Source organism: Pseudoduganella flava (assembly GCF_007830495.1).
GTDB classification, from domain to species: Bacteria; Pseudomonadota; Gammaproteobacteria; order Burkholderiales; family Burkholderiaceae_D; genus Rugamonas; species Rugamonas flava.
The window spans coordinates 344,583-366,531 of the sequence record NZ_VLKW01000002.1; the positions used below are offsets into that span (position 1 = coordinate 344,583).

A 21,949-nucleotide genomic window follows, 5' to 3' on the forward strand; every position below is an offset into this window, starting at 1 on the left:
TTTAGGATTGCAATCACGGCTGTTTGATACCAGAATCGGGACATTGCCTCACGCCAATTGTTCCGAAGAGTATCATCGTGTCCGTCCTGTCCCGTGCCCGCCGAATCGTCCGTCTCGCGCTTGCCGCCGTGGCAATGGGCTGCGTGCTGGCGCCCGCCACCGCGGCCCAGCAACTGCCGCTGGATGTGCGCCTGAACGAACAGATCGTCATGGTGCCCGCCGGCCCCCGCATGAACGTGAAGCTGGAAACGACGCTGTACAAGCCGGCCGGCCCCGGGCCGTTCCCGCTGTTGATCATCAACCACGGCAAGTCGCCGGGCGACCCGCGCGCGCAGCCGCGCGACCGCTTCGTCTACATGGCCACCCAGTTCGTGCGCCGCGGTTACGCCGTGATGGTGCCGATGCGCACCGGCTTCGCCCATTCGACGGGCACGTATTCCGATTTCGGCTGCAATATGAAGGCCAACGGCTACCAGCAGGCGGGCGACATCGCCGACGTCGTCGCGTTCGCCCGCGAGCAGAGCTACATCGACCCGGACCGGATCGTCATCGCCGGCCAGTCCTATGGCGGCCTGGCCAGCGTGGCGCTGTCGACGCAGGACTTGCCGGGCGTGCGCGGCATCATGAATTTCGCCGGCGGCCTGAAGGTGCACGGCGGCGCGTGCGACTGGCAGCAGTCGCTCGTCAACGCGTTCGCCGAGTTCGGCCGCAAGAACCGCATCGAAACGCTGTGGATGTACGGCGCCAATGACAGTTACTTCGGCCCGGCGCTGGTGAACCGCATGTACGACGCGTTCTCGGCGAACGGCGGCAAGGTACAGCTGGTGGCGTACGGCGCGTTCAAGCACGATGCCCACACGATGCTGGGCAGCCGCGACGGCCAGGCCGTCTGGCTGCCGGAAGTGGAACGCTTCCTGCGCCAGGTGGGCATGCCGACCGAGCAGGTGTACGCGGTGGCCGAGCCGGCGCCGCAGCCGCGCACGAACTACGCGTCGATCGATGACATCGGCGCCGTGCCGTTCCTGCCGGAGAAGGGCCGCCAGCAGTACAAGGAATTCCTGAAGAAGCAGACGCCGCGCGCCTTCGCCGTGTCCGCCAGCGGCGCGTGGGGCTGGGCCGAGGAAGGCGAGATGCCGGACGAACGCGCCCTGGCCGCCTGCCAGATGGCCAGCCGCGAGCCTTGCAAGCTGTACTCCGTCGACGACTACGTCGTGTGGGGCGAGGTGACGGAGCAGCCGAAGGATACGATGACGGGTCAGAACTGACCCTGACGAACTCTGCCCAAGCATCCGTGTGCATCCCCGCGCGGGCGCCTGCTACACTGGCTCCATGTGCGGACGTTTCGATCAAAACGACATCGCGCGGCGCTACGTCGCCGCGTTCGGATGGGCTGACGCCGTCTATGACAGCGAGGCCCGGCCCACCTTCAACGCGGCGCCGGGCACCTACCGGCCCGTGCTGCACATGCAGGACGGCCAGTTGCACGTGGACGACCTGCACTGGGGTTACCGCGCCGCCTGGGCCGCGGAGAAGCTGCCCGTGTGCGTCAATGCGCGGCTCGAGAAGATCACCAACAACTACTGGGGCAAGCTGCTGAAGACGGGCCGCGCCGTCGTGCCGGCCAACGGCTGGTACGAGTGGACCGGCGAGAAGGGCCACCGCCAGCCCTGGCACATCCACCGCAAGGATGGCGAGCCGCTGTTCATGCTGGCGCTGGCGAACTTCGGGCCGTTCAAGGAGCACAAGGCCGAATCCGGCTTCGTGCTCGTGACGGCCGATGCGGAAGGCGGCATGGTGGACGTGCACGACCGCCGCCCCGTTGTCCTGAACGCCGCCGATGCCGCCACCTGGCTCGACCCCGGGCTGTCGCGCGAGCAGGCCGAGATGCTGGCGCGGCAGATGGCGCTGGGGCCGGAGGAATTCGCGTGGTACCGGGTCGGTACCGACGTCAACTACGCGGGCCACGACGGCCCCCATCTCATCGAGCCGCTGCCGGACGAGGCGATCTCCTAGAACCAGCCCCGCGCGATGCAGGTGGCCGCCAGCGCAAGCAATGCGCTGGCCCACAGCAGCGGCCGCACCGCACCCCGCAAACTGTGCGCGATCAGCGCGCTGGGCCGGTGCAACCGCGTCAGCGCGACGACGGCCAGCAGGTTCTGCGCCCCCACCACGAGGTTGAGCAGAACGGCCGCGCCGATGCACCAGCCGGCCGCGTTCACCCGCCCGGCGGGTGCCGACGGCAGCGCGGCAGCCGCCAGCGCCAGCACGGCGCCGTGGGCGACGGCCAGCACGAGGCCATACAGCGAGAGGTGCAGGAAGCGGGGATTGAAATACTGCGCCTGCCATTGCGGCACGAGGGCGAGCGAATGCAGCACGATCGCCACGACGACGCCGAGCTTGCCCAGGAGCGCCAGTTGCGTGAACAGCGTCACTCCCATTGCGCTCCCCCGGGCCGCGCACGATGCCGCAGCAGCGGTTGCGGCTGCGCCGGTGGAACCGGCAGCGCCTGGAATGGGCGGGAAGCGGGCATCGCCCGACCATAGTCCCGTTGCCGGCGTGCCGGCGCACGATAGCGGGCATGACGCCACGCGCTGCAACAGGTATTTCGACGCGCAGGGCGGCATGCCTTTCCGCGTGCGAGGCTTGCGGCGCCGCATGCTGTCTGCAGCCGGGCCCATCCGCGTTTTGTCGCGTCACAAAGCAGCCTCGACCAAATAATAGTAAACAAACCCGCGCTGTCGAGAGATGCACATTTGATCAAGATCATGCTCCTCGCGGCTGACGCACGTAGCCTTGTCTCTCGCGCCGCGCAACGTGGCGTGTGTAGGTCTCCACTTGTAAAACGACTGATTGCACAACAATCATCCGATAACTTCCGAGGCAAAACTATGTTCCCTTTCTCTCAAAACATCACTCCGGCCGCCCGAAACCACGTGCAAGCGCAGGTTTCCTTCTTTAACGACATGTCCCGTTCGCTGTTCCAGACGGCCCAGCAGGTATCCGAGCTGCACCTGCAGATGGCCCAGACGATCCTGGAAGATACCGCGTCGACCAGCCAGGCGATGATCACCGCCGACAAGCCGACGGAAGTGTTTACCGTCACCGCGTCGCGCGCCCAGCCGACGGCCGACCGCCTGCGCGCCTACCAGCAGCAGCTGTCCCGGATCGCCACCGACACGCAGACGAAACTGATCCGCGTGGCCGGCGAGCATGCCGAGGAGACGGCGCGCGCCGCGCGCGAGTTCACCGACGAAGTCACGCGCATCACGTCCGAGGAAACGGAGCGCACGCTGCGCCAGCAGCAGGACACGATGCGCCAGCTGGCCAACCCGCTGGACAGCATGGTCGACAGCGCCGCCCGCCAGGCCCGCGCCGCGATGGGTAACGGCCATGACGCGGCTGAGCATGCCGGCCAGGCAGCAGGCCATGCGGCCCAGGCCGCGGCAGCGGCGGCACGTCCCGCCACGGGAGCACGCAGGGAAGGGCAGCCCAGCTGAGGCCGCCCCAGCCTGGCGCACGGCTGGCCAACGGCAAGCATGACGTGCCCAGGCAGCAACGACGCAGTAACTGCGCAGTAACCACGACTACGCAGCAACAACGCAGCCGCACGCTGGACCGCCAACCGGCGGTCTGGTGGTGCTGGTGAACACGCCGCCGTGGTGGCTGCTCGCGCCACGCTGGCGTGCGCTTCGTCCCTCACACCTCCGGCCTCGCGCCTCCGCTCTCGCCGCATCCCTCCCGCACTTCGCTTCAGAGCGGCATTCTACCCACGCGCCGCCGAAACAGCCTCCACGCTACACTCGCCGTTCTGATCGGATGAGGAGGGACTGCATGGGGGACTGGATCGAATTGCTGCAATGGCCGGCGATGGCCGCATCGCTGCTGGCGGCCTGGCTGGTGGGCTCGCGCAGCGCGCACCGGCGCCTCGCCGGTTTCTGGGTCTTCCTGTTCAGTAATGTGCTGTGGGTCGTCTGGGGGTTCCACGACGACGCGTGGGCGCTGATCGTATTAAACTGCTGCCTTGCCGCCACCAATATCCGCGGCATCGTGAAGAACGAGAAAGGAGCCGATACGCCATGACCACGCCCGACCCGCTGCACATCGTCTGTCCCCATTGCGACGCCGTCAACCGCGTGCCGTCCGGGCGGCTGGGCGAAGGCCCCACGTGCGGCAAGTGCAGCGGCGAGCTGTTCACGGGCCGGCCGACGGACCTGTCCAGCGCCCGCTTCGTCAAGCACATCGAACGCAGCGACCTGCCCGTGCTCGTCGACTTCTGGGCCCCGTGGTGCGGCCCGTGCCGGACGATGGCGCCCTTCTATGCCCAGGCAGCGCAGCGGCTGGAGCCGCGCGTCCGCGTGGTGAAGGTCGATACCGAGGCCAACCAGGACCTGGGGTCGCGCTACGCGATCCGCAGCATCCCCACGCTGGCGCTGTTCAGGGGCGGCCGCGAGGTGGCGCGCCAGCCCGGCGCGATGGATACCAGCGGCATCCTCGCCTGGGTGCAGCGGCACAGCTAAGGGACAACCAGAAGCCCGGTGCGCTGCGGTGCTCCCCGAAACGGCCGCCTTACGATAAAGTAGCAAAAAACGTAACGGAGGTTGAGATGGCTCTGGAGGAAGAGGAACGCCGCAAATTCGTCGCCGAGGTGTGGCGCCGCTTCGAGGATGTGCAGAACTGGGCGATTGCGAACTGGCCCGACCAGGCGCACCCGCTGACGACCAGCGATTTCGTCGAAGGCCGCAAGGAAATCCTTGGCCTGGGGCTGCCGCCGGACCAGAAGCTGCGCCGCGAACCGGCCGCCGCGCCCGAGCCGGAGCAGGGCGGCCCGCAATACCTGGACGTCACGCCCGCGCCCTGGCCTTGAAGGCAGCGCGGCACCGGGCGCTGCCGCGCAGTGCTGGCGGTCAGTGCTGCGCTCAGTGCCGCTGCGCCAGCACCCACGCCAGCAGGCTGACGACCAGGCAGCCCAGCACGCCGCATGCGAGCTTGAACGCGCTGTCGAACAGCAGCGGCGCGACGAGGCCGGACACCAGCGCGAACAGCGTCATCTGGATGAACGACTGCAGCGAAGCGGCCAGCCCGCTGTTGTGCGGGAACAGGTTCAGCGCCAGCAGCGACAGCGGCGGCATCGCCACGGCCAGTGCCAGCGAATAGAAGAACAGCGGCAGCACGGCCCACGGCACCGCGGCCGTGAAGAAATGCGTGTAGGCGACGTTCGCCAGCGCCGCCACCGCCATGCCCGCATAGCTGTACCACACGAGCTGCGCCTGCGAATAGCGGTGCGCCAGCTTGCCCGACAACGGCGAGCCCACCACCATACCCGCCACCAGCGGAATGAACAGCCAGCCGAACGCCGTTTCCGGCAGGTGCAGGATGTTGATGATGAAGTAGGCGGCCGAGCCGATGTACAGCGCGAAGCCGCCGAACGCCACGCCCAGCGCGACGGCCAGCAGCAGGAAGCGCCGGTCGCGCAGCACTCGCAGGTAGTTCGCCGCGATTGGCTTCACCTCGAATGGATGGCGCTTCTCTGGCGCCAGGCTTTCCGGCAGCCAGCGCCACACGGCCAGCAGCATCACGACGCCGAACAGCGTCAGGAACCAGAAGATCGAGCGCCAGCCATAGGTCACCTGCAGCCAGCCGCCGAGGATCGGCGCGAGCGCGGGCGCGAGGCCGAACACCATCATGATGTGGCCGAGGATGCGCTGCGCGCTAGCGCCTTCGAAGCGGTCCTGCACGATCGCCCTGCTCACCACCGAACCGGCCCCCGAGGCCAGGCCCTGCAACACACGGCAGACGAGCAGCAGGCCGAGCGAACCGGCCAGCGCGCCGCCGACGGACGCGGCGATGTACAACACCAGCGACCAAAGGATCACGGGGCGGCGGCCGAACGTGTCCGACAGCGTGCCGTAGAACAGCATCATGAACGCGAAGCAGAACAGGAACAGCGACAGCGTCTGCTGGATCGCGATCGCGCTGGCGCCGAAATCGCGCGCGATCGCCGGAAACGACGGCAGATAGGTGTCGATCGCGAGCGGCCCGACCATCGTCAGGCCGGCCAGCAGAAGGGTCAGCAGAATGTTCATGGAAGGAGTATCGTTATTGTTTTTCGGGGCGCGTATTGTACGCCAGCACGGCCGTGGGCGCTTGGCGGGCCGCGGCTTGCCGCATGGCTTGCTGCACGGCTCACTGCATGGCTCATTGCATGGCTCATTGCATGGCTCATTGCATAGATTGCGTATATCGATATGCGATTTGCGCATAACCGCAGGGCGGCGATTTTCGTAGAATGCGCGGTTCGCGCACGTTCGCGCGGCTTCAAGAACCTGGAACAACATCATGACTATCGATACCTTCGACGGCACGGGCGTCAAGCCCCCGCACTGGGACCTGGACAATGTGGTGGCGGCGCTGCGCGTGTCGCGCGAGGCGACCCATAACATCCGCCACCAGCGCCGCATCCGCGAGCTGCCTTCGCGCGAGGCGCTGACGACGATCGTCAACGGGCTGTCCGCCGTGCTGTTCCCCACCCATTACGGCCGCCCCAACCTGACCGACGAGAGCATCGACTACTTCGTCGGCGACACGCTGAACACGACCTTGAACCGGCTGACCGAACAGGTGCGCCGCGGCCTGCAGTTCGCCGAGGGGGCCGACGTGGCGGACGACGCGCTGACCGCGCAGGCGCACGAGATCACCCGTGCGTTCGCAGCCAGCCTGCCGGACATCCGCGCGCTGCTGGTGTCGGACGTGCAGGCCGCCTACGCGGGCGACCCGGCCGCCACGTCGATCGCCGAGATCATGCTGTGCTACCCCGGCACGATCGCGATCCTGCATTACCGGCTGGCGCACCGGCTGCACCAGCTGGGCTCCCCGTTCATCGCGCGGATGATCTGCGACATCAGCCACAGCCTGACGGGCATCGACATCCACCCGGCCGCGCGCATCGGCGGCAGCTTCTTCATCGACCACGGCACCGGCGTCGTGATCGGCGAGACGGCCATCCTCGGCGAGCGCGTGCGGCTGTACCAGCACGTGACGCTGGGCGCGAAGCGCTTCCCGGCCGACGAATCGGGCATGCTGATCAAGGGTACGCCGCGCCACCCGATCGTCGAGGACGACGTCGTCATCTACGCGGGCGCGACGATCCTCGGCCGCATCACGATCGGTGCCGGCTCGACGATCGGCGGCAACGTGTGGCTGACGCAGAGCGTGCCGCCGAACAGCAACGTGACGCAGGCGCTGATGCGCAGCGACTGACGTCGCAACCCGGCCTATGGGGCGCGGCTCACTCGGGCGGCAGCTCGCCGTCCCGCAGCGCGAAGTCGCCCCGTTCATAGGCGGCCAGCACGTCGCGCGCCGCCGCCAGATCCCGTTCCGGCACGAGCACCCGCGCGCCGCCCAGTGCCGGCGCGAGCAGGGAGTTCGCCTGCAGATGCTGGTCGTCCGTCACCACGGCCGCGATACCGGCCGCGGCCAGGCAGCCGCGCAGCACGTGGGCCTGCGTCGCGTCCAGGCAGCGCGCGGCGATCGCATAGTCGCCCGCACTTCTCCGGTCCGGATGGTCCATCGTCTTCTCCCGTCGTCATTGGTCCGGCCATTATCGCCGAGCGGCGCGTCACAAAGCGCGCATCGATATGTGTGAATCGCATGGTGAAAAAAACACATATCGACGTGCGAAAGCATTCGTTCCCGAGCCGCCCGTCTCTCCGTAACCTTGTCTGCATTGCCATCCGATGCGGACAAGGACCCCCATGAGCATACTTCTGATCTCCGGCAGCCCCGCCGTGCCGTCGACTTCCGGCCGGCTGCTGCAACACATCGGCGACAAGCTGGCCTCCGCCGGCCATTTCGTCTCGCGGCTGAACGTGCGCGACCTGCCGGCGCAGGCATTGGTGGAGGCGGACTGCAACCACGGCGCCGTGCGCGCGGCGCTGGCCGCCGTCGCCGAGGCGCAGGCCGTCGTTGTCGCCACGCCCGTCTACAAGGCGTCGTTCTCCGGCGTGCTGAAAACCTTCCTCGACCTGCTGCCGCAGAACGGCCTGGCCGGCAAGGTGGTGCTGCCGCTGGCCACCGGCGGCAGCCAGTCGCACCTGCTGGCGCTGGATTACGCGCTGCGCCCCGTGCTGCAGGCGCTGGAGGCCGAGCGTGTGCTGGCCGGGCTGTTCGCCACCGCGCAGCAGGTGCGCTGGGACGAGCACGCAGGCGTGCAGCTGGCACCGGAAATCGCCGCGCGCGTCACCGCCGGCGTGACGGCGCTGGCGCATGCGCTCGACGTGGCACCGCGGCGCCAGCCGGGGCCGCGCGCGCCGGTGCGCTCCCTGCAGGACTACCCGTATGCCACCCAGGCAGCGTGAGGAGGTGCGCATGAGGAATCGTCACGCGGCGCGGCGCCGCACGCTGGGTCTGCTGTTTGCCACCGCGGTGGCGGGCGCGCTGCCGCCGGTCCACGCCCAGGGTACGCAGAACAAGGTGGTGCGCATCGGCTACCAGAAATACGGCACGCTGACGTTGCTGAAGGGGCGCGGCACGCTGGACAAGCGCCTGGCGCAGCAGGGCGTGACCGTGCAGTGGACCGAGTTCCCCGCCGGCCCGCAACTGCTGGAAGGGCTGAACGTGGGCAGCATCGATTTCGGTACCGTCGGCGAAGCGCCGCCGATCTTCGCGCAGGCGGCCGGCGCGCAGCTGGTCTATGTCGGCAACGAGCCGCCGTCGCCGCACAGCGAAGCGATCGTCGTGCCGCGGGACTCCAAGCTGAAGACGGTGGCCGACCTGAAGGGCAAGCGCATCGCGCTGAACAAGGGCTCCAACGTGCACTACCTGCTGTTGCGCGCGCTGGAGCAGGCCGGTGTGCCGTACCAGGACGTGCGGACCGTGTTCCTGCCGCCGGCCGACGCCCGCGCCGCGTTCGAGCGGGGTGCCGTCGATGCATGGGTGATCTGGGATCCGTTCTTCGCCGCCGCGCAGAAACAGCTGGGCGCGCGCGTGCTGGCCGACGGCCGGGGGCTCGTCGCCAACCACCAGTTCTACCTCGCCGCGCGCAACTGGGCGCGGCAGAACGCGGCGCTGAACCAGGTGATTCTCGACGAGATCGCCCGGGTCGACGAGTGGGGCCGGCACAACCCGAAGAAGGTGGCGGCGATCCTCGCCGCGCAGACGGGGCTGGACGTGGCCATCGTCGAGCTGGCGGCCAGTCGCTACAGCTATGGCGTCAAGCCCGTGACGGACGACGTGCTGCGCGCCCAGCAGCGGATCGCCGATGCGTTCGCGGGCTTGAAGCTGATCCCGCAGCCGATCGCGATCAAGGACGCCGTGCTGGCGTCCACCCGCTGACCCGGTAACCGAACAAGAGGAGTATCCATGTCGTTGAATGTATTCTGGTTCATCCCCACGCATGGGGACAGCCGTTATCTCGGCACGTCGAAAGGCGCGCGCGCCGTCGATGCTGACTACCTCCGGCAGGTGGCCGTTGCGGCCGACACGCTGGGCTACGACGGCGTGCTGCTGCCCACGGGCCGCTCGTGCGAGGATGCCTGGGTAGTCGCGTCCTCGCTGATCCACGCAACGAAACGCCTGAAGTTTCTCGTGGCCGTGCGGCCCGGCCTGTCCACGCCCGGCCTGGCCGTGCGGATGGCATCCACCTTCGACCGCCTGTCGAACGGGCGCCTGCTGATCAACGTCGTCACGGGCGGCGACCCGCAGGAGCTGGAGGCGGACGGCCTGCACGCGGATCACGCCACCCGCTATGAAATCTCCGATGAATTCATCCGCATCTGGCGCGGCGCGCTGGCCGGCGAGGGCGGCGACTCGGGCTTCGATTTCGCCGGCAAGCACCTGCAGGTAAAAGGCGCCAAGACCCTTTATCCGCCGGTGCAGAAGCCGTATCCGCCGCTGTACTTCGGCGGTTCCTCGGAGCCGGCGCACGAGCTGGCGGCCGCGCAGATGGACGTCTACCTGACGTGGGGAGAGCCGCCCGCCGCCGTGGCCGAGAAGCTGGCCGACATCCGCCGCCGCGCTGCCGCGCACGGGCGCACCGTGAAATTCGGCATCCGCCTGCACGTGATCGTGCGCGAGACGAACGAGGAAGCGTGGCGGGCCGCCGACAAGCTGATCGAGCACCTGGACGACGCCGTGATCGCGAAAGCCCAGGCCACGTTCGCGCGGATGGATTCGGAAGGGCAGCGCCGCATGGCCGCGCTGCACGGCGGCCGGCGCGACAAGCTGGAAGTGGCGCCTAACCTGTGGGCCGGCGTGGGCCTGGTGCGGGGCGGGGCCGGCACGGCGCTCGTCGGCGACCCGGAAACGGTGGTTGCCCGCATCCGTGAATACCAAGACCTGGGCATCGAGACGTTCATCTTCTCCGGCTACCCGCACCTGGAGGAATCGTACCGCTTCGCCGAACTGGTGTTCCCGCTGCTGGGCAAGGGCCGGCAGGCCGGCGAGCAGTCGATCACGGGGCCGTTCGGCGAAGTGATGGCGACCGACATCGTGCCGCAGGCCGCACCCAGGAAGGCGGCCTGACATGAGCGCCGCCACCGTCTCGCATGGCGCGCGGCTGCGCGCCGCGCTGGCCCCATGGCTGCTGCCGGCCGCGCTGCTGATGGCCTGGGAACTGGCCTCCCGCGCCGGCTGGCTGTCCAGCCGCATCCTGCCCGAACCGTTGACCGTCGCCGCCGCGTTCGGCACGCTGGCCGCGTCGGGCGAACTGTGGGAACACCTGCGTACGAGCCTGTGGCGGGCGCTGTCCGGCTTTGCCGTCGGCGCCGGCGCCGGCCTCGCTCTCGGCCTGTTGACGGGGAGCTTCCGGCGCGCCGAGACGCTGCTGGACACCACGTTGCAGATGGTCCGCAACATCCCCGCGCTGGCGCTGATCCCGCTCGTGATCCTGTGGTTCGGCATCGACGAAACCGCGAAACTGTTCCTGCTGGCCGTCGGCGTGTTCTTTCCCGTCTACCTGAACACCTTCCACGGCATCCGCGCCACCGATGCGGGCCTGGTCGAGATGGCGAAGAGCTATGGCCTGAAAGGCTGGCCGCTGTACCGCGACGTGATCCTGCCCGGCGCGCTGCCGTCGATCCTCGTCGGCGTGCGCTTTTCGCTGGGGCTCGTGTGGGTGCTGCTGATCGTCGCCGAAACGATTTCCGCGCAGGCCGGCATCGGCTACATGACGATGAATGCGCGCGAATTCCTGCAGACGGATGTCGTGCTGGTGGGGATCCTGCTGTACGCGATCCTGGGCAAGCTGGCGGACCTCGTCGCGCGCCTGCTGGAGCGCCGCCTGCTGGACTGGAATCCCGCTTATCACTGAAGGAACACCATGCTGCATGCCACCATCCCCATCGACCATGAACTGTTCGCCTATGCGCCGGCACCCGTGGAGCCGGCCAGGCGGCGCCCATTGCTGCGGCATGGCGCCAAGGTCAGCCTGGATGCGCTGACGAAGTCGTTCGGCACGCGCCGCGTGCTGGACGGCGTCCAGCTCGACCTGCAGGCCGGCGAATTCGTCGCGATCGTCGGCCGCAGCGGCTGCGGCAAGAGCACGCTGCTGCGCACGATCGCCGGGCTCGATGCCGCCGATGCCGGCCGCGTGACGGTGGGCGCCGATGCCGACCTGCGCATGATGTTCCAGGATGCCCGGCTGCTGCCGTGGAAGTCCGTGCTGGAGAACGTGGCGCTCGGCTTGCCCCATAGTCTGCATGCCGCCGCGGCGGCGCTGGCCGCGGTGGGCCTGGCCGACCGGGCCGACGCGTGGCCCGCCCAGCTGTCCGGCGGGCAGCGGCAACGGGTGGCGCTGGCGCGCGCGCTGGTGCACGAGCCGGCGTTGCTGCTGCTCGACGAGCCGCTGGGCGCGCTCGATGCGCTGACCCGCATCGAAATGCAGCAGCTGATCGAATCGCTGTGGCGCCAGCGCGGCTTCACGGCCGTGCTGGTGACGCACGACGTGCAGGAAGCGGTGGCGCTGGCCGACCGCGTGCTGCTGATCGAGGAAGGGCGCATCACGCTGGACTTGCCCGTGGACCTGCCGCGGCCCCGCGCGCGGGGCAATGCCGCGTTCGCGGCGCTGGAAGAGCGCTTGCTGCGGCACCTGCTCGGGCGCTGAACCTTGCACCGGGGCGCTGCAGGCGTCCCACTCCCCCAAGCCGGGCATGCCCGGCTTTTTCTTTTGGCAGATGGGAAGCGCCGGCCGCAGCGGCTATGATTTCCCTGTCGGCGTTTCTTTACTATCGAGAAATTCGATCGTAGAGCGGTAAATTTTCCGTTTTACTTCTTCGGCCGGTCGCGGACATAATCCATGCCATCCACAACCAGATTGGAGAGTATTACATGAAAAAACTGATCGCCCTGGCTCTCGCCGCCGGCTTTGCTTCCGCCGCCTTCGCTGCACCGGAAACCTATGTGCTCGACAACTCGCATTCGTTCTCGCGCTTCGCGTACAGCCACTTCGGCTACTCGACGCAGGAAAGCCGCTTCGACAGCACCACCGGCAAGATCACGATCGACCGCGCCGCCAAGACCGGTTCGGCCGACATCACGATCGACGCGAAATCCGTCAACACGGGCAGCGCGCTGTTCAACAGCCACCTGCAGGGCGAAGATTTCTTCGATACGGCGAAGTACCCGACGATCACGTTCAAGTCGACCAAGTTCACGTTCGCCGGCGACACGCTCGCATCGGTGGACGGCAACCTGACGATCAAGGGCATCACGAAGCCGGTGTCGCTGAAGGTCACGTCGTTCAAGTGCATGCCGCACCCGATGGCGAAGAAGGATGCCTGCGGCGCGAACGCGACGACGACGATCAAGCGCACCGAGTTCAACGCCGGCAAGTACGCGCCCCACGTGTCCGATGACGTGACGCTGACGTTCGCCGTCGAAGCGATCAAGGAGTAATTCCACCGCAGTTGGACCCGCGGGCACCGGTCGCCGGCATTTTTTAGTTCTACAACGAGGAAAACCATGAAGCGACTGATGCTCGCTGCCGCGCTGGCCGCGGCAGGACTGCACACGGCTGCACTGCGCACTGCCAGCGCGGCCGACCTGATCGTCACCAATGCCAAGGTGGCGACCATGACGAAGGACGGCCAATTCGCCCAGGCGGTGGCCATCGACAAGGGCCTGATCACGGCCGTGGGCAGCAATGCCCAGGTCCTGAAACACAAGACGGCCGGCACGCAGGTCATCGACGCGGGCGGGCGCACCGTCATCCCGGGCCTGAACGACTCCCACCTGCACATCATCCGCGAAGGCTTGAACTACAATGCCGAGCTGCGCTGGGACGGCGTCACGTCCAAGCAGCGCGCGCTGCAGATGCTCAAGGAGCAGGCCGCCCGCACGCCGGAAGGCCAGTGGATCAAGGTGGTCGGCGGCTGGAACGAATACCAGTTCGACGAGAAGCGGATGCCGACGCTGGACGAAATCAACGCCGCGGTGCCGGACAAGCCTGTGTTCATCCTGTACCTGTATGGCCTGGGCTTCCTGAACAAGAAGGGCATCGAGGTGCTCGGCTACGACAAGGACACGCGCTACAAGGAAGGCGTCGTCGAACTGGGCGCGGACGGCAAGCCCACGGGCCTGCTGGTCGCCAAGCCGAACGCGATGATCCTCTACACGACGCTGGCGAAGACGGGCATGCTGCCGCGCGAGCAGCAGGTGAACTCCACCCTGCAGTACTACCGCGAACTGAACCGCCTCGGCATCACCAGCGCGATCGATGCGGGCGGCGGCGGCCAGGCTTACCCGGACGACTACGCCGTCAGCCTGGAGCTGGCCAAGGACGGCAAGCTGACGGTGCGCACGTCGTACTACCTGTTCGCGCAAAAGCCGGGCAAGGAGCTGGAAGACTACCAGCGCTGGCTGACGCTGACGAAGCCCGACAAGAACGATCACCTGTTCTATGCGAACGGCTACAACACCGAGGGCGGCGGCGAGAACCTCGTGTGGAGCGCGGCCGACTTCGAGAACTTCCTCGAGCCGCGCCCGGACATGCCGGCGCAGATGGAAAACGAACTGGAGGGCGTGCTGCGCCTGCTGGTCAAGAACCGCTGGCCGTTCCGCATCCACGCCACGTATGGCGAATCGATCGAGCGCGACCTGGCCGTGATCGAAAAAGTCGATCGCGAGGTCGGTTTGAACGGGCTGCGCTGGTTCTTCGACCACGCCGAAACGATCTCCGATGCGCAGCTGGCGCGCGTGAAAAAACTTGGCGGCGGCATCGCCGTGCAGGACCGGATGTACTTCCAGGGCGAAGCCTACTGGAAGCGCTACGGCGCGCAGACGCGCCAGATGCCGCCAATCCGCACGATGCTGAAGATGGGTATCCCGGTGGGGCTGGGCACGGACGGCACGCGCGTCTCCAGCTATGCGCCGTGGCCATCGATCTACTGGGCCGTGACGGGCAAGACGGCGGGCGGGTTGAAGATCTGGCAGGACAAGGACGTGCTGACCCGCTTCGAAGCCTTGAAGCTGATGACCCGCGGCAGTGCTTGGATGAGCGGCGAGGAAAAGGTCAAGGGCACGATCGCGCCAGGCCAGTACGCGGACCTGGTGATCCTGCCGGAGGATTACTTCACGATCCCGGCGGAGCGCATTCGCAACCTGGAAGCGGCGGCGACGATCGTCAACGGCAAGGTCGTGTACGGCGCCGGCCCGTTCGAGCGCTACGCGCCGCCGGCACCGCCCGTGCTGCCGGAATGGAGCCCGGTGAAGGCGTATGGCGGTTATCAGAACCGATAGGAGCGGCGCCATGCTGAAAAAGCTCGTTGCCGTCGATACGCCCGATGCCGGCTTGCTGTTCGCCCGCCTGACCGGCGCCGCGCTGCTGCTGTGGGTGCACGGCTTGCCGAAGCTGCTGCACTGGCGCACGGAGCTCGCGCACATCGACGATCCGCTGCACCTGGGCGGCGGCATCACGCTCGCGTGCGCGCTGTTTGCCGAGGTGGTGTGCCCGCTGCTGATCGCGGCCGGCCTGTTCACGCGGCTGGCCTGCCTGCCGGTGCTGTTCCTGCTGCTCGTGTCGATGGTGCTCGTGCACCCCGACTGGAGCGTGGAGCAGGGGCAGTTCGGCTGGCTGCTGCTGATCGTGTTCGGCACGATCGCCATCGCCGGCGCGGGGCGCTGGTCGGTCGATCGGCGGTTGGCCTCTTAGAGCAGCCCCAGCGCGCCCAGCAGGGCACCGGCACCCAGCAACCACAGCAAGTGGATGCGGGTGCGCCAGATGATCAGGGTGGACACGACGGACACCGCGTACAGCGGCCAGTCCGTCGCGAAGTCGCGGTTCGCGCTGCCCAGGATGATGCCGGTGGAGATCAGCATCGCGATCACCAGCGGCGCCATGCCCTGCTTGAACGCGCGCACGCTGCGCAGCTCGCGGTTGCGGTGGCCCCAGCTGGCCGCCAGCAGCATCAGCACGGAAGAGGGCAGCAGCGCGCCCACCATCATCACGATCACGCCCAGCACGGCGGCAAACACGCTGCCCGCGTTCATGCCCACGTTCCAGCCCATCAGCGCCACGAACAGCACGTTCGGGCCGGGCGCGGCCTGGGCGATGGCGATCGAGTCGTTGAATTGCGTCTGCGTCAGCCAGCCGTGCTGCTCGACGAGGTAGCGGTGCATTTCCGGCGTCGTCGCGATCGTGCCGCCGACGGACATCAGCGACAGCATCAGGTAGTGCACGAACAGGTCGAGCCAGTCGTGCCATGCCAGCACGATGTGCAGCTCCTGCACGGGAACGGGGCCCGTCATGGCTTCAGCTTCCGCCACGTCAGCACGCAGCCGATCCCGCCCAGCACGACAAGGGCGGCCAGCATCGGCACGCGCAGCACCACGAGGCCGAACACGCCGAGCACGGCGAGCGGCAGCGTGATCGTCAACGGCAGCGGGTGGCGTTTCAGCGTGGCCGCCATCTTGATGCCGGTGGCGGCGATCATGCCGGCCGCCACGGCGGCCATGCCGCGCAGCGCGCCGGCCACGCGGGGATGGTCGGCATAGTGCGCATACACCGAGGCGGCGCCCAGCACGACCAGCGACGGCACCAGGAGCAGGCCCAGCAGCGCGGTCAGCGCGCCGGCGAGGCCGAAGAAGCGGTTGCCGATGACGAGCGACAGGTTGCACACGTTCGGCCCCGGCAGCGTCTGCGCGACGGCCCATTCCTCGATGAATTCCTCCTGCGTCATCCAGCCGCGCCGCTCGACGATCTCGCGCTGCACGACGGGCAGCACGCCGCCGAAACCCTGCAGGGCCAGCACGGTGAAGGCGATGAACAGTTCGGTCAGGGAGCGGGGGCGGGCGGGCGCGGTCATGGAGCGGTATTATCCGTCCGATGTTGCCGTATGTCCACGCGCCTGCGGCGCCCGCGCAGGCCGAGGGCTCAGCCGCCGCCGATCCCTTCCTGGATGACGCCGCTGCCGCCGCAGTTCGCGCACGGCTTGCCATCGGCCTGCTTGCCGCTGCCGTGACAGGCGGGGCAAACGTCCTCGCCGCTGCCGGGCGTGCCGGGTTCCGCTTCGTCGCCGGGGTTCAAGGGTGTATTCATGGGGTCTCCTGTGATGTTGGCCGAAGCATAGCGCGGCCACGCGGCGCGCACTGGGCGGCAACTAACACAGGCCGCCGAAGCGTCCAGCCGTGCGGCGGCCGCTTGACTTTGCAAAGTCGTACTCCATACTCTCTTCGAAGGTGCGCGTCTTGCGCTACCTCATACCGACGTAAAGGACAGCGATGGCAGCCCTGAACCTCCGCAGCAATGCGCTGCACAGCGAAATCGTCGACCGCGCCCTGGCCCTGCAGCAACGTGCCGGCACCGTATGCGCCCTCGAGTACCTGAAATCGCACAGCGTGACGCCGCACGTGATCCAGCGCGTGCTGTTGTACCCCCAGCAAACCCGGCGGGTGTCAAATCGGGAGGTTATGCACAAAAATTAGCAAAAAGAAAATGGCGGGAATTTTTTGGACGGGCTCGACGATGTCTAAGGATGAGCTCGTAAGTCATTGATTTGTAAGCGGCCGGGTTTTGCCTTTTGAATGGGCAGTTTAACGAAAATGGCGTCATTACGGGCTGTCTGCCTTGTCAAGTGGCCCTTATCAACAAAGTTATCCCCAGCGTGTGTGGATATTCCAAAAAACCCTTCCAGATCCGTTACTTAGCGCGGAGCAGGCGGGCCAATCCCAGCAGTATCCCGGCAGTTCGGCGACGATGGCTGCCAGATAACAGCTGTATGCCTATACAGTATCTGCCGGCACAACGCGCCCGCTGACGGTGAAGCTGCCTTCGCCGGCAGGCGTCGCGTGCAACCGGACGGTAACGGGCGGCTCGCCCACCTTCACCTCGCCGCTCCAGGCCTGGCCGGCGCGCACGGCGTCAAAGGCGGCGTGCGCCGTCTGCAACTGCTGCTCGGCACGGCCGATGCGCTGCTGGGCTTCGTACAGGTTATGGTAGCCGCGCAGCGAAGCGATCACGGTGGTGAACAGCTTGCGCGTGGTCAAGTCCGTCTTGCACCAGAAATCGTTGATGTCGTAGTCGAGGATGATGCTGTGTTCCAGCGCCTGGCCCGGCTGCCCGGTGCGCAGCACGATGCGCACGAGCGGGTTGTGCAACTCGTCGCGGATCCGCGTGGCCACCTGCAGGCCCGCATCGGACGTTTCCATGATCACGTCCAGCAACACCAGTGCGACGTCGTCGTTGCTGCGCAACGTGGCCAGCGCTTCGGCGCCGCTGTAGGCGTGCAGGAAGGACAGGCGGCGGCCCATGAAGCAGGCGTTGCTGAGGGAGAACTTGGTGACGACGTGCACGTCGACGTCGTCATCGACGATCAGCACCTTCCACGGCGCAGGCCCGGCGGGCGCCTGGGCTTCCGGCTCCGGCATTTCATCGTCTATCATCCAGCCTTCGCTGGCGTCGTCTTGATGGGCTTGCATGGTTCGCTCGCTGCTTCGGTCGGTATCGGTGACACTATTCCTGTACGGCATGTTTGTCAAAGCCTGCCGGTACTACCTGCGCTCTGAAAATTTTTTTTCAAGGGCATGCCCAGGGGCGGCGGTAGAGGCGAGCTGAGCTGTAAGTCCTTGATTTTACTGGGCCAGGTTTTTGCCTCAAGAATGGGCATTTTGTTGAAACCCGCGCCAATACTGGCTCTCCGCCTTGTCAAGCCCCCGTTGTCCACATCGTTATCCACAATTGACGTGGATAAGTGAAAAATAAGCTTTAAAAACTGCCTGTTAGCAAGTTGTGTTCAGCTAGCTTCTGCTTTCAGCTGGTGCAATGCCGCGAGGAAGCGTTCGCACGCCAGCCCCGGCGGCCACGGTTCCCAGGCGGTGCCGCCATACAACGGCAACAGCGGATCGTCGGCCAGCGGCCGCACCCGGATCTTCAGCGTGCGGCGCACTTCGTCCGGCGACCAGCCGGCCGCGTGCACGGCCTCGCTGGCGGCCGCCAGCCGGTCCGCGCGCTTGTGCGCGAGATAGTCCGTGCGGGCCCAGCCCGGCAGGCCGTAGCGCAGGAATACGGCCTGTTCCAGCCGGCGCGTCAGTTCGCGGAACGCGTCGCCGAGAAACGGCTTCAGCACGGAGATGCAGTCGAAGCCCAGCAAGCCTTCCTCGGCGTCGTGCAGCAGCTCGCGCAGCGCGACGACCGGCGCCAGCGGCACGGGCGACGCGTTGCGGCGCAACTGCAGCACCGTCAGCGAATGCTGGGCAACGGACAGCGGCAGCGGCCACGCGGAATGGCCGCCCCAGCGGTAGGTGCGTGCCAGGCCCAGTGCCAGGTCGCTGTCGTCCCAGTCGAGCGGGGTAGGGTCCAGCAGGTCCAGGCGTTTGCCCGAGGGCATGCGCACCCAGGCCCGTTGCGTGCGCTGCGTGGAGGCTTTCATGGTGCCATGGTAGCGCGAGCCGGGATCGCGAAGCGGATTTCCAGTGCGTCCTGTACCGCCATCGCACCGCCCAGCACGGCGAACGGCACGATGCCGAAGTCGGTCTGCAGGATCGTCAGCGTGCCGCGCGCCACGACGCCCTGCGCCGTGTTTTCCAGTGTCGTGGGCACGACGACCCGGCGCGTCACGCCATGCAGCGTGATGTCCGCCTCCATGGCGCCGGCGGCACCGGGCAGCCGGCGCGCCCGCACGTCGACGGCGGGCCAGCGCTCGGCATCGAGCACCTTCGTCAGCATGTTGTGACGGGTGCCCGCGATCGCGTCCGGCGACGGCTGCGTGGTCAGGCCCGCTTCTTCGCGCAGCGGCCCTTCGTCGACCGTCATCTCGGCGAGCTGGAAGCGCAGCGCGGCCAGGCCGGCGGCGGGTGCCGCATAGCCTGTGATACGGCGTGCCGCCACCACGTGGTCGTGACCCAGGCGGGCCAGCGGGCCGCCGCGGCGCACGGTGATCGCGATCAGCGCGTCGTCGCCGATTTTCAGCAGGGGGCCGGGATAACGGCCTTCGAGCAGGCCGGCGTAGGGCTCGGCCGGCGCGGCGGCCGGCGCGGTGGGAGGAGCGGGAGGGGGAGGAGGGGACGGTACCGCGCAGGCGGCCAGCAGGACGGCGATCGCCGCAGCCAGCAGCCTGCCCGCGAAGGGGCGCACTTTATTTCGCATCGTGTGAGATTTGGAGAGTATGTGCAGCCCCTGTGTGGTCTATCGTAACGTCCGATCCGGTGTCATTCGCATGTCATTTTGACGTGAGAAGATGGCCGTGCTCTTTCAAATCTCTCCCGATTTGAATCCCTTCACCCGCGCCGTGTGCGCGGGTTTTTTTTGCCTGCGCCAGCTCGTCGAGGCGGAACTGGCGCACCACCTGCGCCAGACTGTTCGCCTCTTCCTGCATCGACGCGGCGGCGGCGGCAGCCTGCTCGACCAGCGCCGCATTCTGCTGCGTGACCTGGTCCATGTGCGTGATCGCCGTGTTCACCTGCTCGATGCCGGCCGTCTGCTCTTCGCTGGCGGTGCTGATCTCGGCCATGATGTCGGTCACGCGGCGCACGCTGTTCACCACTTCCTCCATCGTCGCGCCAGCCTGTTCGACGAGCTTGCTGCCCGTCTCGACCTGGCTGACCGAGTTGCCGATCAATTCCTTGATCTCGCGTGCCGCCGCGGCGCTGCGCTGGGCCAGCGTACGCACTTCACCGGCCACCACGGCGAAGCCGCGGCCCTGTTCACCGGCACGGGCCGCTTCCACCGCCGCATTCAGTGCCAGGATATTGGTCTGGAACGCGATGCCGTCGATGACGCCGATGATGTCGACGATCTTCTGCGCGGAGTTGTTGATCGAGCCCATCGTGTCGACGACCTGGGCCACCACGGCGCCGCCCTTGGCCGCCACGTCCGACGCGCTTTGCGCCAGCTGGTTGGCCTGACGCGCATTGTCCGCGTTCTGGCGCACGGTGGCCGTCAGCTCTTCCATCGAGCTGGCCGTCTCTTCCAGGTTGCTGGCCTGTTCCTCGGTGCGTTGCGACAGGTCCTGGTTGCCGCTGGCGATCTCGGACGACGCGGTGGCGATGTGATCGGCACCGACGCGCACCTGGCCGACGACGGCCGACAGGTTCTGGCTGATGCCGTTCATCGCGCGGGTCAGGCGCGCGATCTCGTCGTCGCCATCGGCCCGCACGTGCACGGTCAGGTCGCCGGACGCGATCTGCGTGGCGGCCTGTTCGACGTGGCCCAGCGGCCGGCTGATGGTGCGGCGCACGGCCAGGTACAGCAGCGCCGAGAAGATGGCCAGCGCGACGAAGCCAGCCAGGATGTAGCGGTTGCGCAGCTGCGCCGCTTCCGCCGTGATCTCTTCGCGGTAGGCGCCGCCTGCGATCACCCAGTTCCAGTCCTTGAACCACGCGTAGGCGACGACCTTCTCGCGCGCGCTCGTCTCGTCGGGGTTCATCCATGGGTAGTAGATCACGCCTTCCTTCTTGTCCAGCATCTCGCGGATGAACGGATTGCCCGCCGCATCCTTCGAATCGAGGATCACGTCGCCTTCACGCTTCGGGTGCACGATCAGGCGGCCCAGGTTGTCGCCGGGCGCGGAGTTCAGCACGTAGAAGTAACCGGTCGCGCCGACCTTGATCGACTTGATGCGCTCCTTCAGAGTGGCGATTTCATCGCTGACGTTGACGCCCACGTACAGGATGCCGATCACCTTGCCGGCCGCGTCGCGGATCGGATCGTAGCGGGTGATGAACTGCTTGCCGAACAGCGTGGCCAGGCCCGTGTAGCTCTGGCCCGCGCGCAGCAGCGGATAGCCCGGGTGCTTGCGGTCGAGCACCGTGCCGACAGCGCGGCTGCCGTCTTCCTTTTTCGTCGTTGTCGACACGCGGATGAAGTCCTCGCCGCTGGCCACGAAGATCGTGGCGCCGCCGCCGGTGGTGGCCGTGAACTGGTCGGGGATCGTGAAGTCGTTGTTCAGCACGCGGTCGCCGATCTTCAGCGCCGGCGTGCTCTTGCCGCCCACGTCGATCGTCGTCGCCGGATCCACCGAGAACTCGCCCTTGAACGCCGCGCCGAAGATCTTCGCGAACGCATTGACCTCGCTGGTGACGGCCGTGTTGAACAGCTCCACCATGTTCTTCACGCCGGTGAGGTCCTGCCGCACGCTGGCCACGGCGCGCTCTTCGAGCAGGCGGCTGGTGCTGATACTGATGATCATGATCAGCGCCGCGAGGATCGCCGACAGCAGGGCGAACGTCAGCACCGTGATGCGCGAACCGACGCTCCAGCTGCGCGGATTGAAAAGGCTTGTTCTCATATTCAAAGCTTAAGAAAAATTAGGGAAACCGCGTATTTTAGCGCCAGCTTGTCCAGTTCACAATTACGTAGTACTACGAGTAAATGCTGAAATGGAAACAATAACTTTATTTCCTTAATGAAGTCCTAAGCCTGCCGACGCGCATTGCTGGCAAAGTGTAACCCGTAGCGCGCGATAATGGTTGCGCGTCAGGTTGCCGGATTCCTCAAATCCGGCACGGTTTCTTTTCGGCCGGT

26 protein-coding genes are annotated in these 21,949 nt (G+C 67.0%); 16 read left to right on the forward strand and 10 right to left on the reverse strand.

Annotated features, from left to right (window positions below; genetic code table 11):
* The first annotated feature begins 77 nt into the window (after positions 1 to 77).
* A complete protein-coding gene (locus tag IP92_RS05810) occupies positions 78 to 1,265 on the forward strand; it encodes a dienelactone hydrolase family protein (RefSeq protein WP_229418648.1) in 1,188 nt (395 codons plus the stop codon).
* A 64-nt stretch (positions 1,266 to 1,329) separates the two neighbouring features.
* Positions 1,330 to 2,013, forward strand: coding sequence for an SOS response-associated peptidase (locus IP92_RS05815; RefSeq protein WP_145873590.1), 684 nt, complete (start codon positions 1,330 to 1,332; stop codon positions 2,011 to 2,013).
* On the opposite strand, the gene IP92_RS05820 is transcribed toward IP92_RS05815, so the two are convergent.
* On the reverse strand, positions 2,010 to 2,438 hold the full coding sequence (locus tag IP92_RS05820) for a hypothetical protein (protein ID WP_145873591.1): 429 nt from the start codon (positions 2,436 to 2,438) through the stop codon (positions 2,010 to 2,012). The two genes, IP92_RS05815 and IP92_RS05820, sit on opposite strands and share 4 nt — an antisense overlap.
* Before the next feature lie 450 nt (positions 2,439 to 2,888).
* On the opposite strand from IP92_RS05820, the gene phaP reads away from it, so the two are divergent.
* The 4 genes from phaP (at position 2,889) to IP92_RS05840 (ending at position 4,864) form a co-directional block, all read left to right on the forward strand.
* Complete coding sequence (gene phaP, locus IP92_RS05825; RefSeq protein ID WP_145873592.1) at positions 2,889 to 3,497, forward strand: TIGR01841 family phasin; 609 nt, start codon at positions 2,889 to 2,891, stop codon at positions 3,495 to 3,497.
* Between the two features lie 334 nt (positions 3,498 to 3,831).
* Entirely contained in the window at positions 3,832 to 4,080 is a 249-nt protein-coding gene (locus IP92_RS05830) for a hypothetical protein (protein ID WP_145873593.1), read from the forward strand.
* Positions 4,077 to 4,517, forward strand: a complete 441-nt coding sequence (gene trxC / locus IP92_RS05835; RefSeq protein WP_145873594.1) for a thioredoxin TrxC — start codon at positions 4,077 to 4,079, stop codon at positions 4,515 to 4,517. Before IP92_RS05830 ends, trxC begins: the two co-directional genes overlap by 4 nt.
* 86 nt (positions 4,518 to 4,603) lie before the next feature.
* Positions 4,604 to 4,864: a hypothetical protein gene (locus IP92_RS05840; RefSeq protein WP_145873595.1), complete on the forward strand. Its 261-nt coding sequence runs from the start codon at positions 4,604 to 4,606 to the stop codon at positions 4,862 to 4,864.
* A gap of 52 nt (positions 4,865 to 4,916) precedes the next feature.
* Here IP92_RS05840 and IP92_RS05845 read toward each other — a convergent pair whose 3' ends face one another.
* Positions 4,917 to 6,083 (reverse strand): multidrug effflux MFS transporter, encoded by a 1,167-nt coding sequence (locus IP92_RS05845; RefSeq protein ID WP_145873596.1) that lies wholly within the window; start codon positions 6,081 to 6,083, stop codon positions 4,917 to 4,919.
* A 253-nt stretch (positions 6,084 to 6,336) separates the two neighbouring features.
* Here IP92_RS05845 and epsC point away from each other — a divergent pair, with 253 nt between their 5' ends.
* Entirely contained in the window at positions 6,337 to 7,257 is a 921-nt protein-coding gene (gene epsC / locus IP92_RS05850; RefSeq protein WP_145873597.1) for a serine O-acetyltransferase EpsC, read from the forward strand.
* A gap of 28 nt (positions 7,258 to 7,285) precedes the next feature.
* Here epsC and IP92_RS05855 read toward each other — a convergent pair whose 3' ends face one another.
* Positions 7,286 to 7,567, reverse strand: a complete 282-nt coding sequence (locus IP92_RS05855) for a putative signal transducing protein (RefSeq protein ID WP_145873598.1) — start codon at positions 7,565 to 7,567, stop codon at positions 7,286 to 7,288.
* 184 nt (positions 7,568 to 7,751) lie between these two features.
* On the opposite strand from IP92_RS05855, the gene ssuE reads away from it, so the two are divergent.
* The 8 genes from ssuE (at position 7,752) to IP92_RS05895 (ending at position 15,142) form a co-directional block, all read left to right on the forward strand.
* Positions 7,752 to 8,354: an NADPH-dependent FMN reductase gene (gene ssuE / locus IP92_RS05860; protein ID WP_145873599.1), complete on the forward strand. Its 603-nt coding sequence runs from the start codon at positions 7,752 to 7,754 to the stop codon at positions 8,352 to 8,354.
* A 10-nt stretch (positions 8,355 to 8,364) separates the two neighbouring features.
* Complete coding sequence (locus IP92_RS05865) at positions 8,365 to 9,330, forward strand: sulfonate ABC transporter substrate-binding protein (protein WP_229418650.1); 966 nt, start codon at positions 8,365 to 8,367, stop codon at positions 9,328 to 9,330.
* A gap of 33 nt (positions 9,331 to 9,363) precedes the next feature.
* Complete coding sequence (ssuD, locus tag IP92_RS05870; protein ID WP_199271960.1) at positions 9,364 to 10,518, forward strand: FMNH2-dependent alkanesulfonate monooxygenase; 1,155 nt, start codon at positions 9,364 to 9,366, stop codon at positions 10,516 to 10,518.
* 1 nt (position 10,519) lies between these two features.
* The gene (ssuC, locus tag IP92_RS05875) at positions 10,520 to 11,305 is read left to right on the forward strand and encodes an aliphatic sulfonate ABC transporter permease SsuC (protein WP_145873602.1); all 786 of its coding nucleotides are present in this window, start codon (positions 10,520 to 10,522) and stop codon (positions 11,303 to 11,305) included.
* 9 nt (positions 11,306 to 11,314) lie between these two features.
* Positions 11,315 to 12,097 carry an ATP-binding cassette domain-containing protein gene (locus IP92_RS05880; RefSeq protein ID WP_145873603.1) on the forward strand — a complete coding sequence of 261 codons (783 nt, stop codon included), beginning with the start codon at positions 11,315 to 11,317 and terminating at the stop codon, positions 12,095 to 12,097.
* Positions 12,098 to 12,321: 224 nt separating this feature from the next.
* Positions 12,322 to 12,888 carry a YceI family protein gene (locus IP92_RS05885; RefSeq protein ID WP_145873604.1) on the forward strand — a complete coding sequence of 189 codons (567 nt, stop codon included), beginning with the start codon at positions 12,322 to 12,324 and terminating at the stop codon, positions 12,886 to 12,888.
* Positions 12,889 to 12,954: 66 nt separating this feature from the next.
* On the forward strand, positions 12,955 to 14,730 hold the full coding sequence (locus IP92_RS05890) for an amidohydrolase (protein WP_145873605.1): 1,776 nt from the start codon (positions 12,955 to 12,957) through the stop codon (positions 14,728 to 14,730).
* A 10-nt stretch (positions 14,731 to 14,740) separates the two neighbouring features.
* Positions 14,741 to 15,142, forward strand: a complete 402-nt coding sequence (locus tag IP92_RS05895; protein ID WP_145873606.1) for a DoxX family protein — start codon at positions 14,741 to 14,743, stop codon at positions 15,140 to 15,142.
* Here the strand turns inward: IP92_RS05895 and IP92_RS05900 are convergent.
* The 3 genes from IP92_RS05900 to IP92_RS30130 all read right to left on the reverse strand — a co-directional run bounded on the left by IP92_RS05900 (position 15,139) and on the right by IP92_RS30130 (position 16,528).
* On the reverse strand, positions 15,139 to 15,738 hold the full coding sequence (locus tag IP92_RS05900) for a chromate transporter (RefSeq protein WP_145873607.1): 600 nt from the start codon (positions 15,736 to 15,738) through the stop codon (positions 15,139 to 15,141). The two genes, IP92_RS05895 and IP92_RS05900, sit on opposite strands and share 4 nt — an antisense overlap.
* A complete protein-coding gene (locus IP92_RS05905) occupies positions 15,735 to 16,295 on the reverse strand; it encodes a chromate transporter (protein WP_145873608.1) in 561 nt (186 codons plus the stop codon). The genes IP92_RS05900 and IP92_RS05905 overlap by 4 nt, the downstream gene beginning before the upstream one ends.
* Before the next feature lie 68 nt (positions 16,296 to 16,363).
* The gene (locus IP92_RS30130; protein ID WP_199271902.1) at positions 16,364 to 16,528 is read right to left on the reverse strand and encodes a hypothetical protein; all 165 of its coding nucleotides are present in this window, start codon (positions 16,526 to 16,528) and stop codon (positions 16,364 to 16,366) included.
* Positions 16,529 to 16,710: 182 nt separating this feature from the next.
* Here IP92_RS30130 and IP92_RS05910 point away from each other — a divergent pair, with 182 nt between their 5' ends.
* Positions 16,711 to 16,914, forward strand: coding sequence for a hypothetical protein (locus IP92_RS05910; RefSeq protein ID WP_145873609.1), 204 nt, complete (start codon positions 16,711 to 16,713; stop codon positions 16,912 to 16,914).
* 297 nt (positions 16,915 to 17,211) lie between these two features.
* Here IP92_RS05910 and IP92_RS05915 read toward each other — a convergent pair whose 3' ends face one another.
* The 4 genes from IP92_RS05915 to IP92_RS05930 all read right to left on the reverse strand — a co-directional run bounded on the left by IP92_RS05915 (position 17,212) and on the right by IP92_RS05930 (position 21,713).
* Positions 17,212 to 17,907: a response regulator gene (locus IP92_RS05915; protein WP_229418651.1), complete on the reverse strand. Its 696-nt coding sequence runs from the start codon at positions 17,905 to 17,907 to the stop codon at positions 17,212 to 17,214.
* Positions 17,908 to 18,221: 314 nt separating this feature from the next.
* Positions 18,222 to 18,857 (reverse strand): phosphohydrolase, encoded by a 636-nt coding sequence (locus IP92_RS05920; RefSeq protein ID WP_229418652.1) that lies wholly within the window; start codon positions 18,855 to 18,857, stop codon positions 18,222 to 18,224.
* Entirely contained in the window at positions 18,854 to 19,561 is a 708-nt protein-coding gene (locus IP92_RS05925) for a YceI family protein (protein ID WP_229418653.1), read from the reverse strand. The genes IP92_RS05920 and IP92_RS05925 overlap by 4 nt, the downstream gene beginning before the upstream one ends.
* A gap of 85 nt (positions 19,562 to 19,646) precedes the next feature.
* A complete protein-coding gene (locus IP92_RS05930) occupies positions 19,647 to 21,713 on the reverse strand; it encodes a methyl-accepting chemotaxis protein (protein ID WP_145873611.1) in 2,067 nt (688 codons plus the stop codon).
* Positions 21,714 to 21,949 lie beyond the last annotated feature (236 nt).